The sequence below is a fragment of the Aeromicrobium flavum genome (assembly GCF_007992115.1).
Lineage (GTDB): Bacteria > Actinomycetota > Actinomycetes > Propionibacteriales > Nocardioidaceae > Aeromicrobium > Aeromicrobium flavum.
Genome location: NZ_BJZQ01000001.1, coordinates 22,601 through 41,834 on the forward strand (window position 1 = coordinate 22,601; position 19,234 = coordinate 41,834).

Below are 19,234 nucleotides of genomic sequence, written 5' to 3' on the forward strand. Positions count from 1 at the left end.
CGCAGATGTTTGCTTCACTCCCACCCCGTGTCCTGGCAGGACCGAGGTCAGTTGCCGCCGGCGGGCAGCTCCTCGAGCAGGACGTCGGGGTTGTCGCGGGCGACCTTGTTCGCGCGCCACTTGTCGGTGAACAGCGCCAGGTAGGTGCCGTCGGTGCGCTGCAGGATCTCCATGCTGCGCGTGCCGGCCAGCTCGCGCGCGCCGTCGGCGTCGGTGCGCCGCGCCACCTGGTAGTCCAGGCGCGAGAGCCGGATCGGCGAGTTGAACTCGTTCTTCATCCGCTCCTCGACGACCTCGAACTGCAGGGGGCCGACGGCGGCGAGGACCGGGCTCTGGTCGCCGCGGAGGTCCGATCGCAGGACCTGGACGACGCCTTCCTGGTCGAGCTGCTCGATGCCGCGGCGGAACTGCTTGTACCGGCCGATGTCGGCGGCGGTCGCGGTCATGAAGTGCTCGGGCGCGAAGCTCGGCACCGGCGGGTAGTCGATCGGGTCGCCGTCGTAGACCGTGTCGCCGACACGCAGCGCCTGGGCGTTGACGAAGCCGATGATGTCGCCCGGCGACGCCTGCTCGACCGAGGAGGTGGTCCGGCCGAAGACGGCCTGGGCGTACTTCGTGGCGAAGGGCCGGCCGGTCGAGGCGTGGGTGACGATCATGCCGCGGTCGAAGGTCCCCGACACCACCCGTGCGTAGGCCAGGCGGTCGCGGTGGGCGCTGTTCATGCCGGACTGCACCTTGAACACAAACGCGCTGAAGGCGTCGTCGACCTCGCGGACCGTGCCGTCGACCCCGGCGGTGGCGCCCGGTCCGGGCGCCAGCTCGAGCAGCAGCTCCAGCAGCTGGGCCACGCCGAAGTTCTGCAGCGCCGAGGCGAACATGACCGGCGTGGTCTCGCCGCCGAGGAAGCGCTCCTGGTCGTGGTCGGCGCCGTCGAGCGAGAGCAGCTCGCTCTCGTCCATCGCGGCGGCCCAGACATCGGCGTCGACGTCCTCGACCTCGGACGCCGTCATCCGGCGCTCGGGCGCGCGCTCGGCGCCGCCGGCCGTGCGCGTGTACTTCACGAATTCGCCCGTGCGGCGGTCAAGGACACCGCGGAAGTCGCCCGCCTCGCCCACCGGCCAGGTCAGGGGAGTGGGGCGCAGCTTGATCTGCTTCTCGATCTCGTCCATCAGCGCCAGCGGCGACAGGCCGGGCCTGTCCCACTTGTTGATGACGGTGATGACGGGGATGCCGCGCAGGGCGCACACGCGGAAGAGCTTGAGGGTCTGCGGCTCGAGCCCCTTGCCGGCGTCGACCAGCATCACGGCGGAGTCCACGGCCGAGAGCACGCGGTAGGTGTCCTCGGAGAAGTCGCTGTGGCCCGGGGTGTCGACGAGGTTGACCACGTGGTCGCGGTAGACGAACTGCAGCGCCGCCGACGTGATGGAGATGCCGCGCGCCTTCTCCATGTCCATCCAGTCCGAGACCGTCGCCTTGCGGTCGTCCTTGCCGTGGACGGCGCCGGCCTGGTTGATCACGCGGGCGTGCAGCGCGAGTGCCTCGGTGAGCGTGGACTTGCCCGCGTCGGGGTGGCTGATGACGGCGAAGGTACGCCGGGGGCGCTTGTCGGACACCCATCGAATCTACTCGGCGGGCATGGGGGGCAGGGACGGCACGGGTCAGGCGCCGGAGCCGGACTGCTCGATCGGGGCGGCGCGGCCGCTGACGGCGACGGTCTCCGCGTCCTCGACGAGGTCGACCAGCAGCTCGCTCGGCCGTCCCATGTCGTGCCCCTGGTGGATCGTGACGCGTGACGGGAGCGGGACGAGCGCGAGGTCGCGCAGGTACCCGCCGAAGGCCGCTGCGGCGGCGCCTGTGGCAGGGTCCTCGATCACGCCGCCCGGCGGGAACGGGTCGCGGGCGTGGAAGGTGGTGACGTCCTCGGCCCAGAACAGGTGGGCCGTCGTCCACCGCTCCTGCGCCATGAGCGCCTGGAGGGCGGCGTAGTCGTAGTCGAGCGCAGCCAGCGTCGCGCGGTCGCGAACGGCCACGAGGAGGTGGTCGTTGCCGGCGAACCCAACGTGCGCGGGGTAGGCGGGGTCGAGGTCGTCGCGGCTCCATCGGAGGGCGTTCAGCGCCTCGTCCAGGACTTCCGGGTCCACGGGGCGCGTATGCGCCGGGGGAGACGTGAGGGTGCCGACGAGGTGCCCGTCCTCGAGCCGGGTGTCGACGCTGACCGGCCCCGCGGGGGTGCTGAGCCGGAGGGCTCCGGGGCCGTGGCGCTCGGCCCGGGCGACCGCGGTGGCCACCGTGGCGTGCCCGCAGAAGGCGACCTCGGCGACAGGGCTGAAGTACCGCACGTCCGCCGCGACCTCGCCGTCCTTCGATCCGCCCGCCACGAGGAAGGCCGTCTCGGAGTAGCCGACGTCCTGCGCGATCGCGAGCATCTCCGCGTCGGACAGGCCGTGCGCGTCCAGGACCACGCCGGCGGGGTTGCCGCCGCCCTGGTCGGTCGTGAACGCGGCGTACCGCAGCACCTCGGTCATCGTGGCTCCTCTTCGTCGGGCGGCTGCTCCACGTCGATGATCTCGCCGTTGCGGGGCAGCCGGCCGCATCACGCGATCGGGACGGCCGTGGCGTTCGGCACGGTCGAGTGCGCCAGCGCCCCACCGTGCCACCCGCCCGGTGGCGGTGCGCCTTGCCTCAGGGACTGGCCGACGAGGAGCCGAGGAGGACGGCCCTGACAGCGCTCTGGAGGAAGGCGTGGGCACGGTCGGGGTAGAGGACAGCGTGCAGCATGGCGCCGTCGTAGGCGGCGAGCATCGCCTCGGCCAGTGCCGACTCCGGCACGGTTGACGTTCGCCGGGCCGCGCGCAGGCTCGCGGTGCCGAGTGGGCCGAGGCGATCCACGAGGTCTTCGTGGTGTCGGCGCAAGAGGTCGGCGGCCATCGGTCGGGCGGCGGCTTGGGCGATGAACACACTGCGTGCTGCGACCCAGGAGGGGTCGAGCGGTAGGACCTCCACGACCTCGCTGACTGCGTGGTCGAGGTCGAGCGGACCCGGGCGCGCGGTGATGCGCTCGTCGATGGCTGCTTCGAGACGGTCCAGCAAGGCTCGTGCCCGGTCGTCGCAGACGGCGAGGTAGAGCTCGTCCATGGAGGCGAAGTTCGAGTAGAACGCGCCACGGGTGTAGCCGGCGCGGGAGCAGACGTCGTTGACGCCGGCGCCGGTGGTGCCGGTCTCGTCGAAGAGCTCACCGGCGGCCCGGACCAGGCGAGCGCGCGTCTCTTCGCGTCGCCTGGTCCGCAGTGGACTACGTGTCTCGGCCCCGGCCATCGCGATGCTTCCCTTCGCCCTGCGAGTCAACCGTCATGTGGCGGTCCCGCCTCGCTTCAACGTTATGACGACGACCACAATAATACGTATTGCATTGAATACGTTTTGCATCGTATCGTCCGTGGTATGGGCAGTCCTCGTTTTCCTGACTCCTGGCGCGGTGAGCTGCGGCTGTCGGTCGCGCCCCGGACGGTGGCGCTGCTCTTCGGCACGCTGCTGCTCTCCCTGGGCTTCATCTACAGCTACGCGGCCGCGTTCCATGACCCCACGCCGCACGGCGTCCCCGTCCAGGTTTCCTCGACGTCCGCGAACGGTGAGGCGGCTGTCGATCGCGTGGTGGCACAGCTCAACGGGCTCGAGGGCGCGCCGCTTGAAGCCAGTGCCGCAGGCTCGGCCGATGCGGTGCGAGAGGCGGTTCGAGATGGCGGCGCGAGCGCCGGGCTCGTGATCGATCCGGCGGGTGACTCCGACGTGCTCTATGTCGCCTCGGGCGGCGGCGCATCCGTCGTCACCGCCGTCGAGCAGGTTGTCGAGGGTGTCGCCCACGCGCAAGGCCGTACCTTCACGGTGACCGATCTGGTTCCGGTGGCCGAGGGTGATGCTCGTGGTCTGACGGGGTTCTACCTGGCGGTGGGCTGGGTCGTCGGCGGCTACCTGGTCGCCAGCCTTCTCGCGATCGCCGAGGGGGCGAGGGCGACGACGCGGCGCCACGCGGTGGTGCGTCTCGGGTTCCTGGTGCCCTACGCCCTGCTCCTGGGCTTCGGAGGTGCGTCGATCGTCGGACCAGGCCTGGACGTCTGGACCGGACATGTGCTGCCGCTTGGACTGGTCGGGTCCCTGACGGTGTTCGCTGTCGCGGCCGCGACGGTGGGGCTGCAGGCCGTGCTGGGCACGTTCGGCATCGGTGCGGCGGTGCTGCTGTTCGTGGTGCTCGGCAATCCCAGCGCAGGCGGCCCGTATCAGTCGAGTCTGCTCCCGGGATTCTGGAGCGCGATCGGCCCCTTCATCCCGACCGGGGCCGTCACGGAGCTGGTGCGCGACACCGTCTACTTCGGTGCCGGGGGAGTGGGGTGGGAGCTGTGGGTCCTGGTGGCCTACCTGGTGATCGGCTCGGTTCTGGCGATCACGATCACCCACACCCTGGGTGAGCCGGCTGCGGACCGTGCCGGTGACGACGAGTCCACCGACGAGCCGGTCGGCGCGGGGGTGTGATCGCATGCGGCCGGGAGGATCGACGTCGGCGTCGGACTGCGAGATGAGGCGGATCGAGCTGTGGGGCCACGAGGTCGGCTATCTCGAGCGCCCGGGATCCGGCCCAGCAGTGGTCCTCGTGCACGGGCTCGGCGGGACCCACGATGCCTGGACGCGTCTCGTGGACCATCTGCCCACCGACTTCCACGTCCTTGCACCTGATCTACCCGGGCACGGCACCTCACAGGCCGGACACGGGGATCACTCGGTGGGCGCGGCCGCTTCCGCGATCCGCGATCTGATGGTGGCCGTTGGCCTGCGGAGCGCGACGTTGATCGGGCACAGCCTGGGGGGCGGGGTCGTGATGCAGTTCGCCTACCAGTTCCCGGACCGGACCGAGCGACTGGGCCTGATCGGGAGCGCGGGCCTGGGCGCGGAGGTGGCCGCGGGCCTCCGCATCGTCAGTACGGTTCCCGGCTCGTCCGCGGCGCTGTGGGGCGCGAGCAGGGCGCCCCGGCGTGTCCAGGAGACCCTGCTGCGACCCGCGACCTGGTGGGCGGCGAGCCGCGCGGAGACCACCGCGATCACCGATGACCTGCGCCGGCTTCGCGACTCCGGACACCGTCGTACGTTCCTCCAGACTGCGCGGAGCGTCATCGACCATCGCGGCCAACGCGTCGACGCCGTGTCCCGGCTGCCGGCGTTCGCCGACCTCCCGATGCTGATGGTGTGGGGCGCACGCGATCCCGTGATCCCACCAGCACAGCAGCAAACGGCCGCTCGCGCCGCGCAGCTGCCTTCCGCACTCGCCGTCGAGCTGCGCACAGCCGGCCACTATCCACACCGCACCCACCCCGCCGAGGTCGCCGAACTCGTCACCCGACTGGTCAGGACGACCAGGCCGTATCGGCACGACGACGCGACCTGGCGGGCCGCCCTGACCGGCGATCGGCGCGAAGCCGACGCGGCACCACCGGCACCCCAGGCACCACGGACGCTGTCAGCATCAGCAGCGCGGCGACCAGACCAGATCAGCACCAGCAATCACAGGAGTAGGACCCGATCATGAGCAGCAGCTTCACCAACGTCACAGTCCTGGGCACCGGGGTTCTCGGCGCCCAGATCGCCTTCCAGGCCGCAAGCCACGGCTTCGAGGTGACCGCCTACGACATCGACGACCGCGCTCTCGCGACCGCCACCGAACGGCTCGACGACCTGGTCGAGGTCTACGAGGCCGAAGCGCCCGGGGTGACCAGAGCCGCCGCGGCGGCGCGCGCCTCGATCACGCTCACCACCGACCTGGCGCAGGCGGCCGAGCACGCGGACCTGGTGATCGAGGCGATCCCCGAGGTCCTCTCGATCAAGCAGGAGACCTATCGCAGGCTCTCCGAGCTCCTTCCGGAGCGGACCGTGCTGGCCACCAACTCCTCGACGCTGCTGCCCAGCGACCTTGCGGATGCCACCGGACGACCGGACCGGTTCCTCGCCCTGCACTTCGCCAACCAGGTGTGGAAGTACAACACCGCCGAGGTGATGGGCACCGCACAGACCGACCCCGCGGTCTTCGATCGCGTCGTCGAGTTCGCCGGCGAGATCGGCATGGTGGCCATCCCGATCCACAAGGAGAAGGCTGGCTACGTGCTCAACTCCCTGCTGGTGCCGTTCCTCAATGCGGCCGCCGGACTCGCCGCGTTCGGGTACGCCGAGCCTGCGGACGTCGACAAGGTCTGGCGGATCGGGACGGGCGCGCCGCTGGGTCCGTTCCAGATCTACGACGTGATCGGACTGATGACGCCGTACAACATCCTCTCCCACGGCGACGAGACCGACCAGCAGATCGCCGCCTGGCTCAAAGAGCGCTACATCGACCAGGGCAAGCTCGGAATCGCCAGCGGCGAGGGCTTCTACGCCTACCCGTCCCCCGACCAGTCGAGCCCCGACCAGCAGACCACCGAGAAGAAGGGATGAGGCACATGCGATACACCAGTGGCAACTATGAGGCGTTCGCCCGGCCCCGCAAGCCGGTCGGAGTGGAGGACAAGACGGCCTGGTTCGTCGGCGCGGGTCTCGCCTCCCTCTCGGGTGCGGCGTTCTTGATCCGCGACGGTCAGATGGACGGCTCCAAGATCACGATCCTGGAGCGACTCGACCTTCCCGGCGGCGCACTCGACGGGATCAAGGAGCCCAAGAAGGGCTTCGTGATCCGAGGGGGCCGGGAGATGGAGGACCACTTCGAATGCCTGTGGGACCTGTTCCGGTCCATCCCCTCGATCGAGATCGAGGGCGCCAGCGTGCTGGACGAGTTCTACTGGCTCAACCGCGATGACCCCAACTACTCCCTCCAGCGGGTCACCGAGAAGCAAGGCCTCGACGCGCGCACCGATGGTCTCTTCACCCTCAACGACAAGGCTCAGAAGGACGTCGTGAAGGTCTTCCTCGCCACTCGGGAGGAGATGGAGAACAAGCGAATCGACGAGGTGTTCGGTCCCGACTTCCTGGCCAGCAACTTCTGGCTGTACTGGCGCACCATGTTCGCCTTCGAGGAGTGGCACTCCGCGCTGGAGATGAAGCTCTACCTGCACCGCTTCATCCACCACATCGGGGGGCTCCCGGACTTCTCGGCGCTGAAGTTCACCAAGTACAACCAGTACGAGTCTCTCGTGCTGCCGCTCTACCGCTGGCTGCTCGACCAAGGCGTCACCTTCCACTTCGGCACCGAGGTCACCGACGTCGACTTCGACATCACCAAGCAGGCCAAGCAGGCCACCCGGCTGCACTGGGTGCGCGACGGTGAGCCCGGCGGTGTCGACCTCGGAGTCGACGACCTGCTGTTCATGACGATCGGGTCGCTCACCGAGAACTCCGTCAACGGAGACCACCACACCCCTGCCGAGCTCGACGAGGGCCCCGCGCCCGCCTGGGACCTGTGGCGTCGCATCGCCGCCAACGACCCCGCCTTCGGACGCCCCGACGTCTTCGGCGCCCACATCCCCGAGACCAAGTGGGAGTCCGCCACCGTCACGACCCTGGATCGCCGGATCCCCGAGTACATCCAACGTGTCTGCAAGCGCGACCCCTTCAGCGGCAAGGTCGTGACCGGCGGCATCGTCACCGCCCGGGACTCCAGCTGGCTGCTGAGCTGGACCGTCAACCGGCAGCCGCATTTCAAGCAGCAGTCGGCCGAGGAGATCGTGGTGTGGGTCTACTCGCTGTTCGTGGACGTGCCCGGCGACTACGTCAAGAAGCCGATGCAGGAGTGCACCGGGGAGGAGATCACCGCCGAGTGGCTCTACCACCTCGGCGTCCCGGTCGAGGACATCCCCGAGCTCGCCGCCAGCGGCGCCAAGACCGTGCCCGTGATGATGCCCTACGTGACCTCGTTCTTCATGCCGCGCCAGGCCGGCGATCGGCCCGACGTCGTGCCCGAGGGCTCGGTCAACTTCGCGTTCATCGGCCAGTTCGCCGAGTCCGCGCAGCGCGACTGCATCTTCACCACCGAGTACTCCGTGCGTACGCCGATGGAGGCCGTCTACACGCTTCTCGACATCGAGCGCGGCGTTCCCGAGGTCTTCAACTCGACCTACGACGTCCGCAGTCTGCTGAACGCGACGAGTCGGCTTCGAGACGGGGAGGAGATCCACGTGCCCGGTCCGAACTTCTTCCGCAGCCGAGTCATCGACAAGCTCGACCACACCGAGGTCGGTCAACTGCTCTCGGACTCCGGACTGCTTCCCGACTGAGCGCCCGGGTCCCGGCAGCTCCCCCTCGGGAACCGCCAACGCGGGGGATGTCCTTCGCCTGAGCGTGAGCTAGGCGAGAAAGAAACATTGAAAGGAATGCAAGTGTCAACCACCATGACTGCGGTGCGACTCAACGTCGCCACGCATGAACTCTCCGTCGAGAACGTCCCTGTTCCCGAGCCGAAGGCGGGGGAGGTCCGGATCGCGGTGAAGGCGGCCGGCGTCTGCCTCTCCGACGTCCACCTGGCCGACGGCACGATCAGCCCCCTCTTCCTCGAGGGTGACGTCGTCACGCTCGGTCACGAAGTGGCCGGCGTCATCGATGCCACCGGCCCAGGCGTGACCCGGTTCAGCGTGGGTCAGCGAGTCGTTCTCCAAGCCGGTCACCAGACCGCCGAGGGGCAGGTGCTCACGCGGGGCGTCGACTATGACGGCGGGTACGCCGACTACGCGATCAGCGTCGAAAGTGCGGTGATCGCGATCCCCGACAGCCTCAGCTTCGAGCAGGCGTGCATCATCCCGGACGCGGTCTCGACGCCTTGGGCCGCGATCTCGGCCACCGCCGAGATCCGCGCGGGCGAGTCGGTCGGCATCTGGGGCCTCGGCGGCCTCGGCGCCCACGGGGTGCAGTTGCTCCGCTTCGCCGGCGCGGCCCCCGTGATCGCCATCGACCCACTGGAGGCCGCTCGCACACGAGCCCTCGCGCTGGGCGCCGACTTCGCCGTGGCACCCGAGGACCTGGAGAGCCTGCTCAGCGAGCAGGTGCCTGACGGCCTCGACGTCGCCCTCGACTTCGCCGGCGTGGCCCCGGTGCGCACCCAGGCGCTCGCCTCCCTGCGCCGCGGAGGTCGGCTCATCGTCACCGGGATCAGCGGTAAGCCGATCGAGACCCAACCGGACTTCGAGTACACGTTCCGCAAGCTCCAGATCCGCGGCCACTACGGCTCGGGTCCAGAATTCGTTCCGCAGCTGGTACGTCTGCTGGAACTCGGCCGTCTCGACTTCGGCTCCAGCGTGACTCGCACCTTCCCGCTGTCCCAGGCGCCCGAGGCCATCAAGGCACTCGAGCGCAAGGACGGCAACCCCATTCGGTTCGTGCTGCTTCCCGACGGCGCCTGAGCACGCAGTCGTCACCGTTGGTCGCTCCGAGCAGGTCAGATGTCGTAGTAGTGACGGGTGCACCCGGGCTGACCTGCGCAAACGGGTTTCTGGCTGGTGCTGTGGCCGCGGTGGGCCTCCGGCGACCGACTTTCAGCTCGCCACCAGTCTGGTCACCTTGGCCAGTTCGGCGCCGTGGAGGTCGCGCTCGACTTCGAGGTCGTAGTCGGTCTGGATGTTGATCCAGAACCGGTCGTCGACGCCGAGCGCCTTGGACAGTCGCAGGGCGGTGTCGGTGGTGATGGAGCGCTTGCCGCGCACGATCTCGCTGATCCGGGTCTGGGGGAGCCCGGTGGCCTGCGCGAGGCGGTACTGGGTGATGCCCAGTGGCTCCAGGAACTCGGTCAGCAGGATCTCGCCCGGCGTGATCGGGTCGTGTGCCTTCGATGTTGCAGCCATGGTCGGGTTCTCCTCTCTCGCTCGGTCAGTGGTAGTCGGTGATCTCGACGTCGGTGGGACCGGTGTCGGTCCAGCTGAAGCAGATTCGGTACTGGTCGTTGATGCGGATGGAGTGCTGTCCGGCGCGGTCCCCGACCAGTTTCTCCAGACGGTTGCCGGGCGGCACTCGCAGGCTGTTCAGTTCGGAGGCTGCGCTGAGGAGGCGGAGCTTCTTCTGTGCGGCCCGTTGTAGTTCGGGTCCGAAGGCTCGGACGTGTTCGCGATTCCAGACCTTCTCGGTGTCGGTGTTCTTGAAGGACCGAATCACGACACAACCCTAACGTGAAACGATACTAACGACAAGCGTAAGTATCGGAGTGGTCCGGCAGATTGGCTCCGCTTGCGGGTCGCTTTCGTGTTTGCCAAGGATGCGGCGTCGATGGCCCGCTTGTTGCCGCTCGGAGCTGCCTTCCATCGGGTGGGTGTCGGTCCGGAGTGTCAAGCCGATTCCGCATGGCCGAGGTACTCGCTGACTGCCGTGATGGTCTCGCCCTCGTGGAGTGCGGTATGGGCGAAGAAATGCCGCAGCGCGTGGCGCCCGTTCTCGCGGAGGTCGGGCACGCCAGCGCTCTTGAGAGCAGGACGCCAGAGCAAGGTGTTGAAGTAGTTGCGTCCCAACGCCTTCTTCTTGCGCGACGTCAGCAGCACAGACCGCTCCCTTTGCTACCTCGCCCTGGCTGAACGCTAGGAGCATTCGCATGCCGGTCCACGGCACCCGCAGCCCATGCTGGGGTGCCGCGGAACAGTCATTTCGCTCGTAGGCCCAGGAGGTGGCTGGCGTTGCCGCCGAGGTACGCGGCGCGCTGCTCGGTGCTGAGGTCGAGCTGGGCGAGGCCGTCCAGGGCATGGGCGGGTTGGATCATCGGATAGTTCGTGCCGAACAGCACTTTGCGGCTCCCGGTCCCGGTGCGCATGAAGTCCACCAGTTCGCGAGGTAGCCGCTGGGTCGTGTAGGCCGAGGTGTCGATGTAGACGTTCTCGTGCTTTCGGGCCACGGCAATCATCTCCTCGGTCCAGGGGTAGCCGATGTGTCCGCAGACGATCACCAGTTCAGGGAAGTCGAGCGCGACCTTGTCGATGTAGGGGATGGGACGTCCGGTCTCGGAGGGGCGTAGCGGTCCGGTGTGGCCGACCTGGGTGAAGAACGGGACCCCGAGGTCGATGCAGGCCGCGTAGAGCGGGTAGTAGCGCCGATCGGTGGGCGGTGCCTGCCACAGCCATGGCACGACACGCAGGCCCTTGAACCCCAGTTCGGTAACGGTCCTGCGGAGTTCGCGGACAGCCTCCATGGGTTTGTCGAGGTCGACGCAAGCCAGTCCAGCGAACCGGTCGGGGTGGGCGGTGACCCATTCCCCGACCTCGTCATTGCTGATCAGTGGAGCGTTGTTGGGCGGGACCATGCCGAGAGCAAGCCGAAGTCGACGCCGCCGGCATCCATAGCGGCAATCGTCATGTCGATGCCGGGGACTGCGGCTGACTCATCTGCGTTCGTCCACCGCCGAAGTGAGGCAAACATGTCGTGCTGACTGAACCGCTCGGTGGGGTGTTGCATCCACACGTCGACGATCATCGATCGATCTCCTTCGCATTCGGCGCGGTGAGCGTGGCCAGTTTCTCCCGTTGGGCCTCCGGGCTGCCCGGGTCGGTGAAGTCATCTCCGGTGGACCGGTCGAAGGGGTCGGCCAGATTCTCGATGATCCACATCGTCGGCGCCTGAAGTCCCTGCTTGGCCAAGGCGTAGGCCTTGAGGGCGCTGTTCGTTACGCGGGCCCGAGCGATTGCGACGTCGAGCAGATCGTCGGCCTCGACGAGCTGATGAACCAGGCCAAGCCGCAACGCATCTTCGGTGCCGAAGGTCTCACCGAATATCGTCGTCAGCGAGGCATTCGGCGTCCCGATCGCGTGGCGAATGATCTCCGAGTGCACCGCCGGCATCGAGATGCCGATCGGCACCTCGTTGAGAGCGAACTTCGACTCGCCGTGTACGCCGATGCGATAGTCGCAACACAAGGCAGTGATCAGTCCGCCGGCGTAGGCGTAGCCGTCCACCGCGGGGACCAGGGGGCGACCGAAGCTGAACAGTCGGACGTTGGTGGCCCGGTAGCGCTCGAACCAAGCGTCGATCGCTTCGCGGTCACACGTCGCGAACAGCGGCAACGTGTACTTCAGATCCAGGCCGGCCGAGAAGATGCTCCCCGTCCCCGTCAGGACGACTGCGCACGGCGGCATCTCCTCGGTCTGCGCATTGACCTTGTTCGTGCTCATCGTGACGACGGCCACGCCGTCGTCGGTCGTCATGTCCCAACTCATCAGGACACCTCCAGCTCGTTATAGAGAGTTGTCTCTACAAAAGTACTAGAGGGTAGTCTCTATTGCTATGGCGCGGACTGCTCAGCACACCACCGACTCGTTGCTCGACGCTGCGGTTGCGCTCTTCGCCAGCGGCGGTCCAGGTGTCGTCACGATGTCTGGTGTCGCTCGAGAGGCGGGTGCGCCCAGTGGATCGGTCTACCACCGCTTCCCGGACCGTGCGTCGTTGCTCGCGGCGATGTGGATTCGAACGGCCGCGCGATTCGGTGACGGGCTGGCAGAGGTGCTCGGCGATGAGCCAGACGCCGCTGACGTGATCAAGGCGGCAGTCTGGTGTGTCGAGTGGTGCCGTGAGCACCTCGCCGAAGCTGCGGTCCTCCACGCTGGTCGCAGCGCCTTCATGCCAGACGCCTGGCCGCCGGACCTGATCCAACACGAGGAAGCCGCCGAGAAAGCCCGCCGCGACGCGACCGCACGCCTTGCCCGCAGCATCGCGGTCTCTTCTGAGGCAGATGCCGACGAGATCGCTTTCGTCCTCCTCGACCTCCCCCTCGCCGTGGTGCGTCCGTACCTCCAGGCTGGCCGACCTCCCACGGCGGGCGCACGTGATCTCGTTCGCCGAATCGCTGGCCGTACGCTCGGGAACCCTCGGCCGAGGACCCGGACCGGCCGGGGTTGATCGTCATCCTGTACCCCCGAGGTGCCCAGCGCTGGTCGAGTCAGTGCCGCTGGCGCTGGGGCCGCGGTGGGGCCGCAGAACAATGAAGAACGACCCCTGACGCTGACAGACGCCGAAAGGCATTTGTGCAGGTCAGGGGCCGTTCTCGCGGACTGCTGACAGAGGGTGAAACCCTCAGATCAGATGTCGTAATAGAGCTCGAACTCGTGCGGGTGCGGGCGCAGCGCGATCGGGAGGATCTCCTCCTGGCGCTTGTACTCGATCCACGTCTCGATCAGGTCGGGCGTGAACACGTCGCCCACCGTCAGGAACTCGTGGTCGGCCTCGAGCGCGTCGAGCACGGCGCCGAGCGAGGTCGGGACCATGTCGATCTCGGCGTACTCCTCCGGCGGAAGCTCGTAGATGTTCTTGTCGATCGGGGCCGGCGGCTCGATCTTGTTCTTGATGCCGTCGATGCCGGCGAGCAGCAGCGCGGAGAACGCCAGGTACGGGTTGCTCGACGGGTCGGGGCAGCGGAACTCGATGCGCTTGGCCTTGGCGTTGGCACCCGTGATCGGGATGCGGACGCAGGCGGAGCGGTTGCGGGCCGAGTAGACCAGCGCGATCGGCGCCTCGAAGCCCGGCACCAGGCGTCGGTAGGAGTTCACCGACGGGTTGGTGAACGCCAGCAGCGAGGGCGCGTGCTTCAGGATGCCGCCGATGTACCAGCGGGCGGTGTCGGACAGGCCGCCGTAGCCGGCCTCGTCATAGAACAGCGGCTCCCCGTTGTTCCAGATCGACTGGTGCACGTGCATGCCCGAGCCGTTGTCACCGAAGATCGGCTTCGGCATGAACGTCACGGTCTTGTCCTGCGCCCACGCGGTGTTGCGCACGAGGTACTTGAACTTCATCGTGTCGTCCGCGGCCTTGAGCAGCGTGTCGAAGCGGTAGTTGATCTCGGCCTGGCCGGCGGTGCCGACCTCGTGGTGGCCGCGCTCGAGGATGAGGCCCGCGTTCGACAGGTTCGTCATCATGTCGTTGCGCAGGTCCGCGAAGCGGTCGGTCGGCTGGACGGGGAAGTAGCCGCCCTTGTAGCGGACCTTGTAGCCGCGGTTGTCGGCCACGTCGTCACCGGTGGACCAGGCGGACTCGGCGGACTGGATCTCGTAGTAACTCTTGTTCGGGCTGGTGCCGTACGAGACGCGGTCGAAGATGTAGAACTCGGCCTCGGGGGCGAAGAACGCCGTGTCACCGATGCCGGTGGTCTTGAGGTACGCCTCGGCCTTGCGCGCGATGTTGCGCGGGTCGCGCGAGTAGGCCTCGCCCGTGATCGGATCGTGGACGAAGAAGTCCATCGCGATCGTCTTGGGGTTGCGGAAGGGGTCGACGTACGCCGTGCCGTAGTCCGGCAGCAGCTTCATGTCCGACTGGTCGATCGTCTGGAACCCGCGGATCGACGAGCCGTCGAACGCGACGCCCTCGGCGGCGGTGTCCTCGTCGAAGCCCGAGATCGGCATCGTGACCTGCTGCTGGATGCCCGGGAGGTCGGTGAACCGGATGTCGATGTACTCGACGCCCTCGTCCCGGACAAACTTGAAGAACTCGTCGGCATTGCCGAACATGTGGCCTCCTCGACCGCGGTGCGGCGGATAGATCGGTGCGGACGGGATCTTCCTGCGTCCGCCTAGAGGCTAGGCGGAGGCAGTTTCCCGTCCATCACCGGATTGTTACATGCAGGTTACGGGCTCGCCCGTCGTCGCCGGCGAGGTATCTCCGGGGCGCGAGGCGTCTCGTGCGAGGTGACGGACGGGCACCTCGCCCGGACCCAGGAGGTTCATCATGAGACGTTCGCAGCTGATTCCCGCGGCGATCGCAGGAGCCGCGCTCGTCGGCGGGCTGGCCGCGCCGGCCGCCGCCGACAGCGCCACGCGCCGCGACCCGAGCGGGGACGCCCCGGCCCGCATCGACATCACCAAGGTGCGCTACTCGCACCTGTCCGACCGGGTGCGGGTCTCGGCGAAGATCCCCGAGCTCGGCAGGTCCGGCACGGCCGAGCTCACGGTCTCGCAGTACGAGATCTTCGAGGCCGGGTACATCGTCCGGATCCGCAAGCACCGGGGCGAGAAGGCCCGCGTCGCGCTGCTGTACTTCGACCACTTCGACGTGAAGAAGCAGAAGTGCCGGGGCGTCTCCGGCACGTGGGGCGAGCAGGTGATCAGGCTGAAGGTGCCGCGGTCCTGCCTGAAGAAGCGTGGCCACGCCACGGAGGAGCTCACCCTGCAGCTCTTCACCTCGTTCGGCACGACCGGCGAGCAGGTCGACGAGGCGCCGCAGGCCACGAGCCTGCCGAGGTCGTAGGCAGGGGCGGCGCCGGCGGCCCGGACACCGGGACGCCGCCGGCGCTGCCTAGGCTGGAGCCGTGCCCGAGATCCACGACGAACCCTCGCTGGGCCGGCGCCTCGTCGCGCTGCTCATCGACTGGGTCATCGCCTCCCTGTCCGCCGTCGCGATCTTCGGCGCCATCGGGGTGCGGTTCCCGCCGGAGGGCATCCGCGACCAGCTGATCATCAACGGGGTGTTCCTGGTCGAGGTCGCGATCCTGCTCGGCCTGGTGGGCTTCTCGATCGGCAAGCGGATCATGGGGCTGCGCCTCATCAACCCCGACGGCCGGCCCATCGGGATCCCGCGGGCGGTGCTGCGCACCCTGCTGCTCAGCCTCGTCCTCCCGGCCATCATCATGACCGACGACAAGCGTGGGCTGCACGACCTCGCGGCCGGCAGCAAGGTCGTGCGGGCCTGATCAGCCGCGCATCGCCTTGCGGGCGCCCTTCATGCTCGTGGGGATCGGACCCCGCGGCATCGGAGCGGCCGGACGCATCGCGTCGAGTGCCTTGAGCTTGTAGAGCACGTCGGTCTGCTGGGCGGGCTTGATCGCCTTCGGCAGCTTCTTGACCCGCTTGACCAGCTGGGGCAGGGGCACCTCGCCGTCGCCGCGGCCGACGATGAGGGTGGTCACCGGCACGCTGTCGCCGACGATCCGCTGGTGCTTCTTGACCTCGGAGCCGAGCAGGTTCTTCACCCGCGCGTGCTGGCCCTCGCCGACGAGGACCACGCCGGGGCGGCCGACGAGGCGGTGGATGACGTCCTGCTGCTTGGTGAAGGCGACGGCGGGCTTGACGTCCCAGCCACGGCGCAGCATCTGCAGCGCACCGGCACCTGCGCCCAGCTGGCCCTCGGCCTGCTCGTACATCGACCGCTCGGCGCGCTTGCCGAAGACGATCATCGTGACCAGCAGCGAGACCGTCAGGGTCAGGATGACGGTGATGACGATGGCGAACCAGCCCGTGCCCATCAGCAGCACGCCGAGCGCGGCCACGACGGCGGCGGTGAGGACGAAGACGCCCACCAGGAGCAGGCCGATGCGCGGCTGGGTCTTCTTCGTCATTCGGTATGCCTGGCGCAACTGCGCGAGGCGACCGGCGGGCACGGCGGGGGCGGGGCTGGACATGAGGGCGATTCTACGTCAGGCCCGGGCGTCCATCGCCTGCTGGTAGAGCCTTCCGGCACGGTAGGACGAGCGGACCAGCGGACCGGACATCACGCCGGAGAAGCCGATCTCGTCGGCCTCCTGCTGCAGCTCGACGAACTCCTCGGGCTTGACCCACCGCTCGACGGGGTGGTGACGCGCCGACGGACGCAGGTACTGCGTGATCGTGATGAGCTCGCAGCCGGCGGCGTGCAGGTCGCGCAGGGCCTGCGAGACCTCCTCGCGCGTCTCACCGAGGCCCAGGATGAGGTTCGACTTCGTGACCAGGCCGAAGGCGCGGGCCTGGGTCAGCACGTCGAGCGAGCGCTCGTACCGGAAGGCCGGGCGGATGCGCTTGAAGATGCGCGGGACGGTCTCGACGTTGTGCGCCAGCACCTCGGGGCGCGACTCGAAGACCTCGGTCAGCAGCTCGGGGATGCCGTTGAAGTCAGGGATGAGGTTCTCGACGCCCGTGCCCGGGTTGAGCTCGTGGATCTTGCGGACCGTCTCGGCGTAGAGCCAGGCGCCGCCGTCGGGCAGGTCGTCGCGGGCGACGCCGGTGATCGTGGCGTACTTGAGCTCCATCGTGCGGACGCTCTCGGCGACGCGGCGCGGCTCGTCGCGGTCGAGGTCGGAGGGCTTGCCCGTGTCGATCTGGCAGAAGTCGCACCGGCGCGTGCACTGCTCGCCGCCGATGAGGAACGTGGCCTCGCGGTCCTCCCAGCACTCGAAGATGTTGGGGCAGCCGGCCTCCTGGCACACCGTGTGCAGGCCCTCGCTCTTCACGAGCTTCATCAGCTCGTTGTACTCCGGGCCCATCTTGGCCCGGGTCTTGATCCAGGCGGGCTTCTTCTCGATCGGCGTCTCGGCGTTGCGGACCTCGAGCCGCAACATCTTGCGTCCTTCGGGAGCGATGGTCACGGTGACCACCCTACGCCGAAGACCTGATCGGGTCGGGTCGGGCGCGAGGCACCGCCTACGCTGAGCCGGTGAGTACTGCGGTCGCCACGGCGCAGCGCTGGGCTTACCCCCTCGTCATGGTGCTGCTGGCGCTCAGCCTGGGCATCTCCGCCGCCCCCGCCCCGCTCTACGGCGTGTACGCCTCCGCCTGGGGCTTCGCCCCGATCACCACCACCGTCGTCTTCGCCGTCTACGCCTTCGGGGCGCTGGTCAGTGTGCTGCTGACGGGGCCGGTGTCCGACCGGATCGGCCGCCGTCCCGTGCTGCTGGCCGCCGCGCTCGGACTGCTGGTCGGCCTGGTCCTGTTCGCCCTGGCGCAGTCCGTGACGTGGCTGATCGTGGCCCGGGCGATCCACGGGGTGTCGGTCGGCGCGATCGTCGTCGCCGGCAGTGCGGCACTGCTGGACCTCGAGCCCGATCACGGAGCACGCTCCGGCAAGCGGTCGGGGGTGGCCTTCAACGTCGGGATCGCGCTCACGATCGTGGCCGTCTCGCTGATCGCGGAGTACGGCGAGCACCCGCTCGTCACGCCCTACGTGCTGCTGGCCGTGGTGGTGGCCGTGCTGCTGGCGGCGGTCGTCGTCATGCGCGAGCCGCACGGGCGCAGCGGCGCGACCGAGCTGCGGATCGCCCGGCCGCGCGTGCCTCCATCGATCTCGGCCGACTTCCGGTTCGCCGCGATCGGCGTCATGGCGTCGTGGTCGGTCCTGGGTGTCTTCCTGTCGCTGTTCCCGAAGATCGCGTCGGACGCCGTCGACACCGACAACCTGCTCTTCGGCGGCGCCGTGGTGGCGGCGATGGCGGTCGCCGCGGCCGTCAGCCAGCTGATCGCCGTGCGGTGGACGCCGCGACTGGCGGCGGTCTCCGGCGACGCGGGCACCGCGGTGACCCTGCTGGCGTGCATCGTCGCGGTCCACAGCGGCTCGGCTGTGGCGATCCTGGCCTGCTCCGGCGTGCTCGGGTTCTTCTTCGGGATGGCGTTCGGCAGCTCGCTGCGGCACCTGGGCGACGTCGTGCCGGCCGATCACCGCGGCGAGGTCATGAGCGCCTTCTACCTGCTCGGTTACGGCGCGATGGCGGTGCCGACGATCCTGGCCGGGTGGGCCGCCACGGTGTGGAGCCCAGAGCAGATCCTCGCGCCGTTCCTGGTGTGCGTCGCGATGGCCAGCGTCGTGGCGGGCGTCCTGGGCTGGCGCCTCGACGCACCCGACGCCGACGCCGACATCGACTGACGGGGCGGATCAGAGCAGGGGCACGGAGACGTGCTCGACGCGATCGATGTCGGGGGACGGCTCGTACGGGCGCCAGGTCATCAGCTCGGCGAGGTGGGCACCGACGATCGGCGCCACGTCGGGCGGACTGATGTCGCGGCCGAGCTCGCGATCGAGCGACGTCACCCCGGCGTCGGCGATGCCACACGGGACGAAGCGGTCGTACCAGGCCATGTCCACGTCGCAGTTGAGGCTGAAGCCGTGCATCGTCACGCCCCGCGAGACGCGGATGCCGATCGCGGCGATCTTGCGCTCGGGACGCCCGGGCTCGGGGGCGAGCCACACGCCCGACCGCCCGGGAACGCGGCCGGTGGCGACGCCGAGGCCGGCGAGGGAGCGGATCAGCGCCTCCTCGATGCGGCGGACGTAGTCGACGACCAGCACGTGGGAGGGCAGCTTCACGATCGGGTAGCCGACGAGCTGGCCCGGGCCGTGGAAGGTGATCTTGCCGCCGCGGTCGACGTCGACCACCGGCGTGCCGTCCCGGGGCCGCTCGTGCGGCTCGGTGCGCTTGCCCGCGGTGTAGACCGGCGGGTGCTCCAGCAGCAGCGCCGTGTCCTCGATGCGGTCGGCGACGCGCTCGGCGTGCAGGTCGCGCTGGAGCTGCCACGCCTGCGTGTACTCGATCGCGGCGTCGCCGTACCAGTCCTGGAGGAAGCGCACGGTC

The 19,234-nt window shown here is 68.7% G+C and carries 22 protein-coding genes; 9 read left to right on the top strand and 13 right to left on the bottom strand.

Going from position 1 to position 19,234, the window contains the following annotated elements; genetic code table 11:
- Positions 1-47 precede the first annotated feature (47 nt).
- The 3 genes from AFL01nite_RS00125 to AFL01nite_RS00135 all read right to left on the bottom strand — a co-directional run bounded on the left by AFL01nite_RS00125 (position 48) and on the right by AFL01nite_RS00135 (position 3,315).
- Positions 48-1,613, bottom strand: coding sequence for a peptide chain release factor 3 (locus tag AFL01nite_RS00125; protein ID WP_146825066.1), 1,566 nt, complete (start codon positions 1,611-1,613; stop codon positions 48-50).
- A gap of 45 nt (positions 1,614-1,658) precedes the next feature.
- A complete protein-coding gene (locus AFL01nite_RS00130) occupies positions 1,659-2,525 on the bottom strand; it encodes a PhzF family phenazine biosynthesis protein (protein ID WP_146825067.1) in 867 nt (288 codons plus the stop codon).
- A 157-nt stretch (positions 2,526-2,682) separates the two neighbouring features.
- Positions 2,683-3,315, bottom strand: coding sequence for a TetR/AcrR family transcriptional regulator (locus AFL01nite_RS00135; RefSeq protein ID WP_146825068.1), 633 nt, complete (start codon positions 3,313-3,315; stop codon positions 2,683-2,685).
- A 192-nt stretch (positions 3,316-3,507) separates the two neighbouring features.
- Between AFL01nite_RS00135 and AFL01nite_RS00140 the strand changes: the two genes are divergently transcribed.
- The 5 genes from AFL01nite_RS00140 (at position 3,508) to AFL01nite_RS00160 (ending at position 9,365) form a co-directional block, all read left to right on the top strand.
- Positions 3,508-4,527, top strand: coding sequence for an ABC-2 transporter permease (locus tag AFL01nite_RS00140; protein WP_146825069.1), 1,020 nt, complete (start codon positions 3,508-3,510; stop codon positions 4,525-4,527).
- A gap of 43 nt (positions 4,528-4,570) precedes the next feature.
- A complete protein-coding gene (locus AFL01nite_RS00145) occupies positions 4,571-5,575 on the top strand; it encodes an alpha/beta fold hydrolase (RefSeq protein ID WP_186813757.1) in 1,005 nt (334 codons plus the stop codon).
- Positions 5,572-6,474, top strand: a complete 903-nt coding sequence (locus AFL01nite_RS00150; protein WP_146825071.1) for a 3-hydroxyacyl-CoA dehydrogenase — start codon at positions 5,572-5,574, stop codon at positions 6,472-6,474. The genes AFL01nite_RS00145 and AFL01nite_RS00150 overlap by 4 nt, the downstream gene beginning before the upstream one ends.
- Positions 6,475-6,479: 5 nt before the next feature.
- Positions 6,480-8,246, top strand: coding sequence for an oleate hydratase (locus tag AFL01nite_RS00155; RefSeq protein WP_146825072.1), 1,767 nt, complete (start codon positions 6,480-6,482; stop codon positions 8,244-8,246).
- 114 nt (positions 8,247-8,360) lie between these two features.
- A complete protein-coding gene (locus AFL01nite_RS00160; RefSeq protein WP_146825073.1) occupies positions 8,361-9,365 on the top strand; it encodes a zinc-binding dehydrogenase in 1,005 nt (334 codons plus the stop codon).
- Positions 9,366-9,497: 132 nt separating this feature from the next.
- On the opposite strand, the gene AFL01nite_RS00165 is transcribed toward AFL01nite_RS00160, so the two are convergent.
- The 6 genes from AFL01nite_RS00165 to AFL01nite_RS00185 all read right to left on the bottom strand — a co-directional run bounded on the left by AFL01nite_RS00165 (position 9,498) and on the right by AFL01nite_RS00185 (position 12,140).
- Complete coding sequence (locus AFL01nite_RS00165; protein ID WP_146825074.1) at positions 9,498-9,803, bottom strand: HigA family addiction module antitoxin; 306 nt, start codon at positions 9,801-9,803, stop codon at positions 9,498-9,500.
- 25 nt (positions 9,804-9,828) lie between these two features.
- Complete coding sequence (locus AFL01nite_RS00170) at positions 9,829-10,110, bottom strand: type II toxin-antitoxin system RelE/ParE family toxin (protein ID WP_146825075.1); 282 nt, start codon at positions 10,108-10,110, stop codon at positions 9,829-9,831.
- 170 nt (positions 10,111-10,280) lie between these two features.
- A complete protein-coding gene (locus AFL01nite_RS00175) occupies positions 10,281-10,490 on the bottom strand; it encodes a site-specific integrase (RefSeq protein WP_146825076.1) in 210 nt (69 codons plus the stop codon).
- A gap of 98 nt (positions 10,491-10,588) precedes the next feature.
- Complete coding sequence (locus AFL01nite_RS00180; protein WP_222593333.1) at positions 10,589-11,242, bottom strand: amidohydrolase family protein; 654 nt, start codon at positions 11,240-11,242, stop codon at positions 10,589-10,591.
- Positions 11,215-11,412, bottom strand: coding sequence for a hypothetical protein (locus AFL01nite_RS15410; RefSeq protein ID WP_222593334.1), 198 nt, complete (start codon positions 11,410-11,412; stop codon positions 11,215-11,217). The genes AFL01nite_RS00180 and AFL01nite_RS15410 overlap by 28 nt, the downstream gene beginning before the upstream one ends.
- Positions 11,409-12,140 (bottom strand): enoyl-CoA hydratase/isomerase family protein, encoded by a 732-nt coding sequence (locus AFL01nite_RS00185; protein ID WP_222593335.1) that lies wholly within the window; start codon positions 12,138-12,140, stop codon positions 11,409-11,411. Before AFL01nite_RS00185 ends, AFL01nite_RS15410 begins: the two co-directional genes overlap by 4 nt.
- 79 nt (positions 12,141-12,219) lie before the next feature.
- Here AFL01nite_RS00185 and AFL01nite_RS00190 point away from each other — a divergent pair, with 79 nt between their 5' ends.
- The gene (locus AFL01nite_RS00190) at positions 12,220-12,831 is read left to right on the top strand and encodes a TetR/AcrR family transcriptional regulator (RefSeq protein WP_146825078.1); all 612 of its coding nucleotides are present in this window, start codon (positions 12,220-12,222) and stop codon (positions 12,829-12,831) included.
- 179 nt (positions 12,832-13,010) lie between these two features.
- On the opposite strand, the gene glnA is transcribed toward AFL01nite_RS00190, so the two are convergent.
- On the bottom strand, positions 13,011-14,432 hold the full coding sequence (glnA, locus tag AFL01nite_RS00195) for a type I glutamate--ammonia ligase (RefSeq protein WP_146825079.1): 1,422 nt from the start codon (positions 14,430-14,432) through the stop codon (positions 13,011-13,013).
- 217 nt (positions 14,433-14,649) lie between these two features.
- Between glnA and AFL01nite_RS00200 the strand changes: the two genes are divergently transcribed.
- Both AFL01nite_RS00200 and AFL01nite_RS00205 read left to right on the top strand, forming a co-directional pair.
- On the top strand, positions 14,650-15,168 hold the full coding sequence (locus AFL01nite_RS00200) for a hypothetical protein (RefSeq protein ID WP_146825080.1): 519 nt from the start codon (positions 14,650-14,652) through the stop codon (positions 15,166-15,168).
- Between the two features lie 61 nt (positions 15,169-15,229).
- Positions 15,230-15,610: an RDD family protein gene (locus AFL01nite_RS00205; RefSeq protein WP_146825081.1), complete on the top strand. Its 381-nt coding sequence runs from the start codon at positions 15,230-15,232 to the stop codon at positions 15,608-15,610.
- Here AFL01nite_RS00205 and AFL01nite_RS00210 read toward each other — a convergent pair whose 3' ends face one another.
- Together AFL01nite_RS00210 and lipA are read right to left on the bottom strand one after the other, a co-directional pair.
- On the bottom strand, positions 15,611-16,318 hold the full coding sequence (locus AFL01nite_RS00210) for a DUF4191 domain-containing protein (protein WP_146825082.1): 708 nt from the start codon (positions 16,316-16,318) through the stop codon (positions 15,611-15,613). It abuts the gene before it with no gap.
- A 15-nt stretch (positions 16,319-16,333) separates the two neighbouring features.
- Complete coding sequence (lipA, locus tag AFL01nite_RS00215) at positions 16,334-17,230, bottom strand: lipoyl synthase (RefSeq protein WP_078701445.1); 897 nt, start codon at positions 17,228-17,230, stop codon at positions 16,334-16,336.
- A gap of 95 nt (positions 17,231-17,325) precedes the next feature.
- Between lipA and AFL01nite_RS00220 the strand changes: the two genes are divergently transcribed.
- Positions 17,326-18,528, top strand: a complete 1,203-nt coding sequence (locus tag AFL01nite_RS00220) for an MFS transporter (RefSeq protein WP_246119527.1) — start codon at positions 17,326-17,328, stop codon at positions 18,526-18,528.
- A gap of 9 nt (positions 18,529-18,537) precedes the next feature.
- On the opposite strand, the gene lipB is transcribed toward AFL01nite_RS00220, so the two are convergent.
- On the bottom strand, positions 18,538-19,230 hold the full coding sequence (gene lipB, locus AFL01nite_RS00225) for a lipoyl(octanoyl) transferase LipB (RefSeq protein ID WP_146825083.1): 693 nt from the start codon (positions 19,228-19,230) through the stop codon (positions 18,538-18,540).
- Positions 19,231-19,234 lie beyond the last annotated feature (4 nt).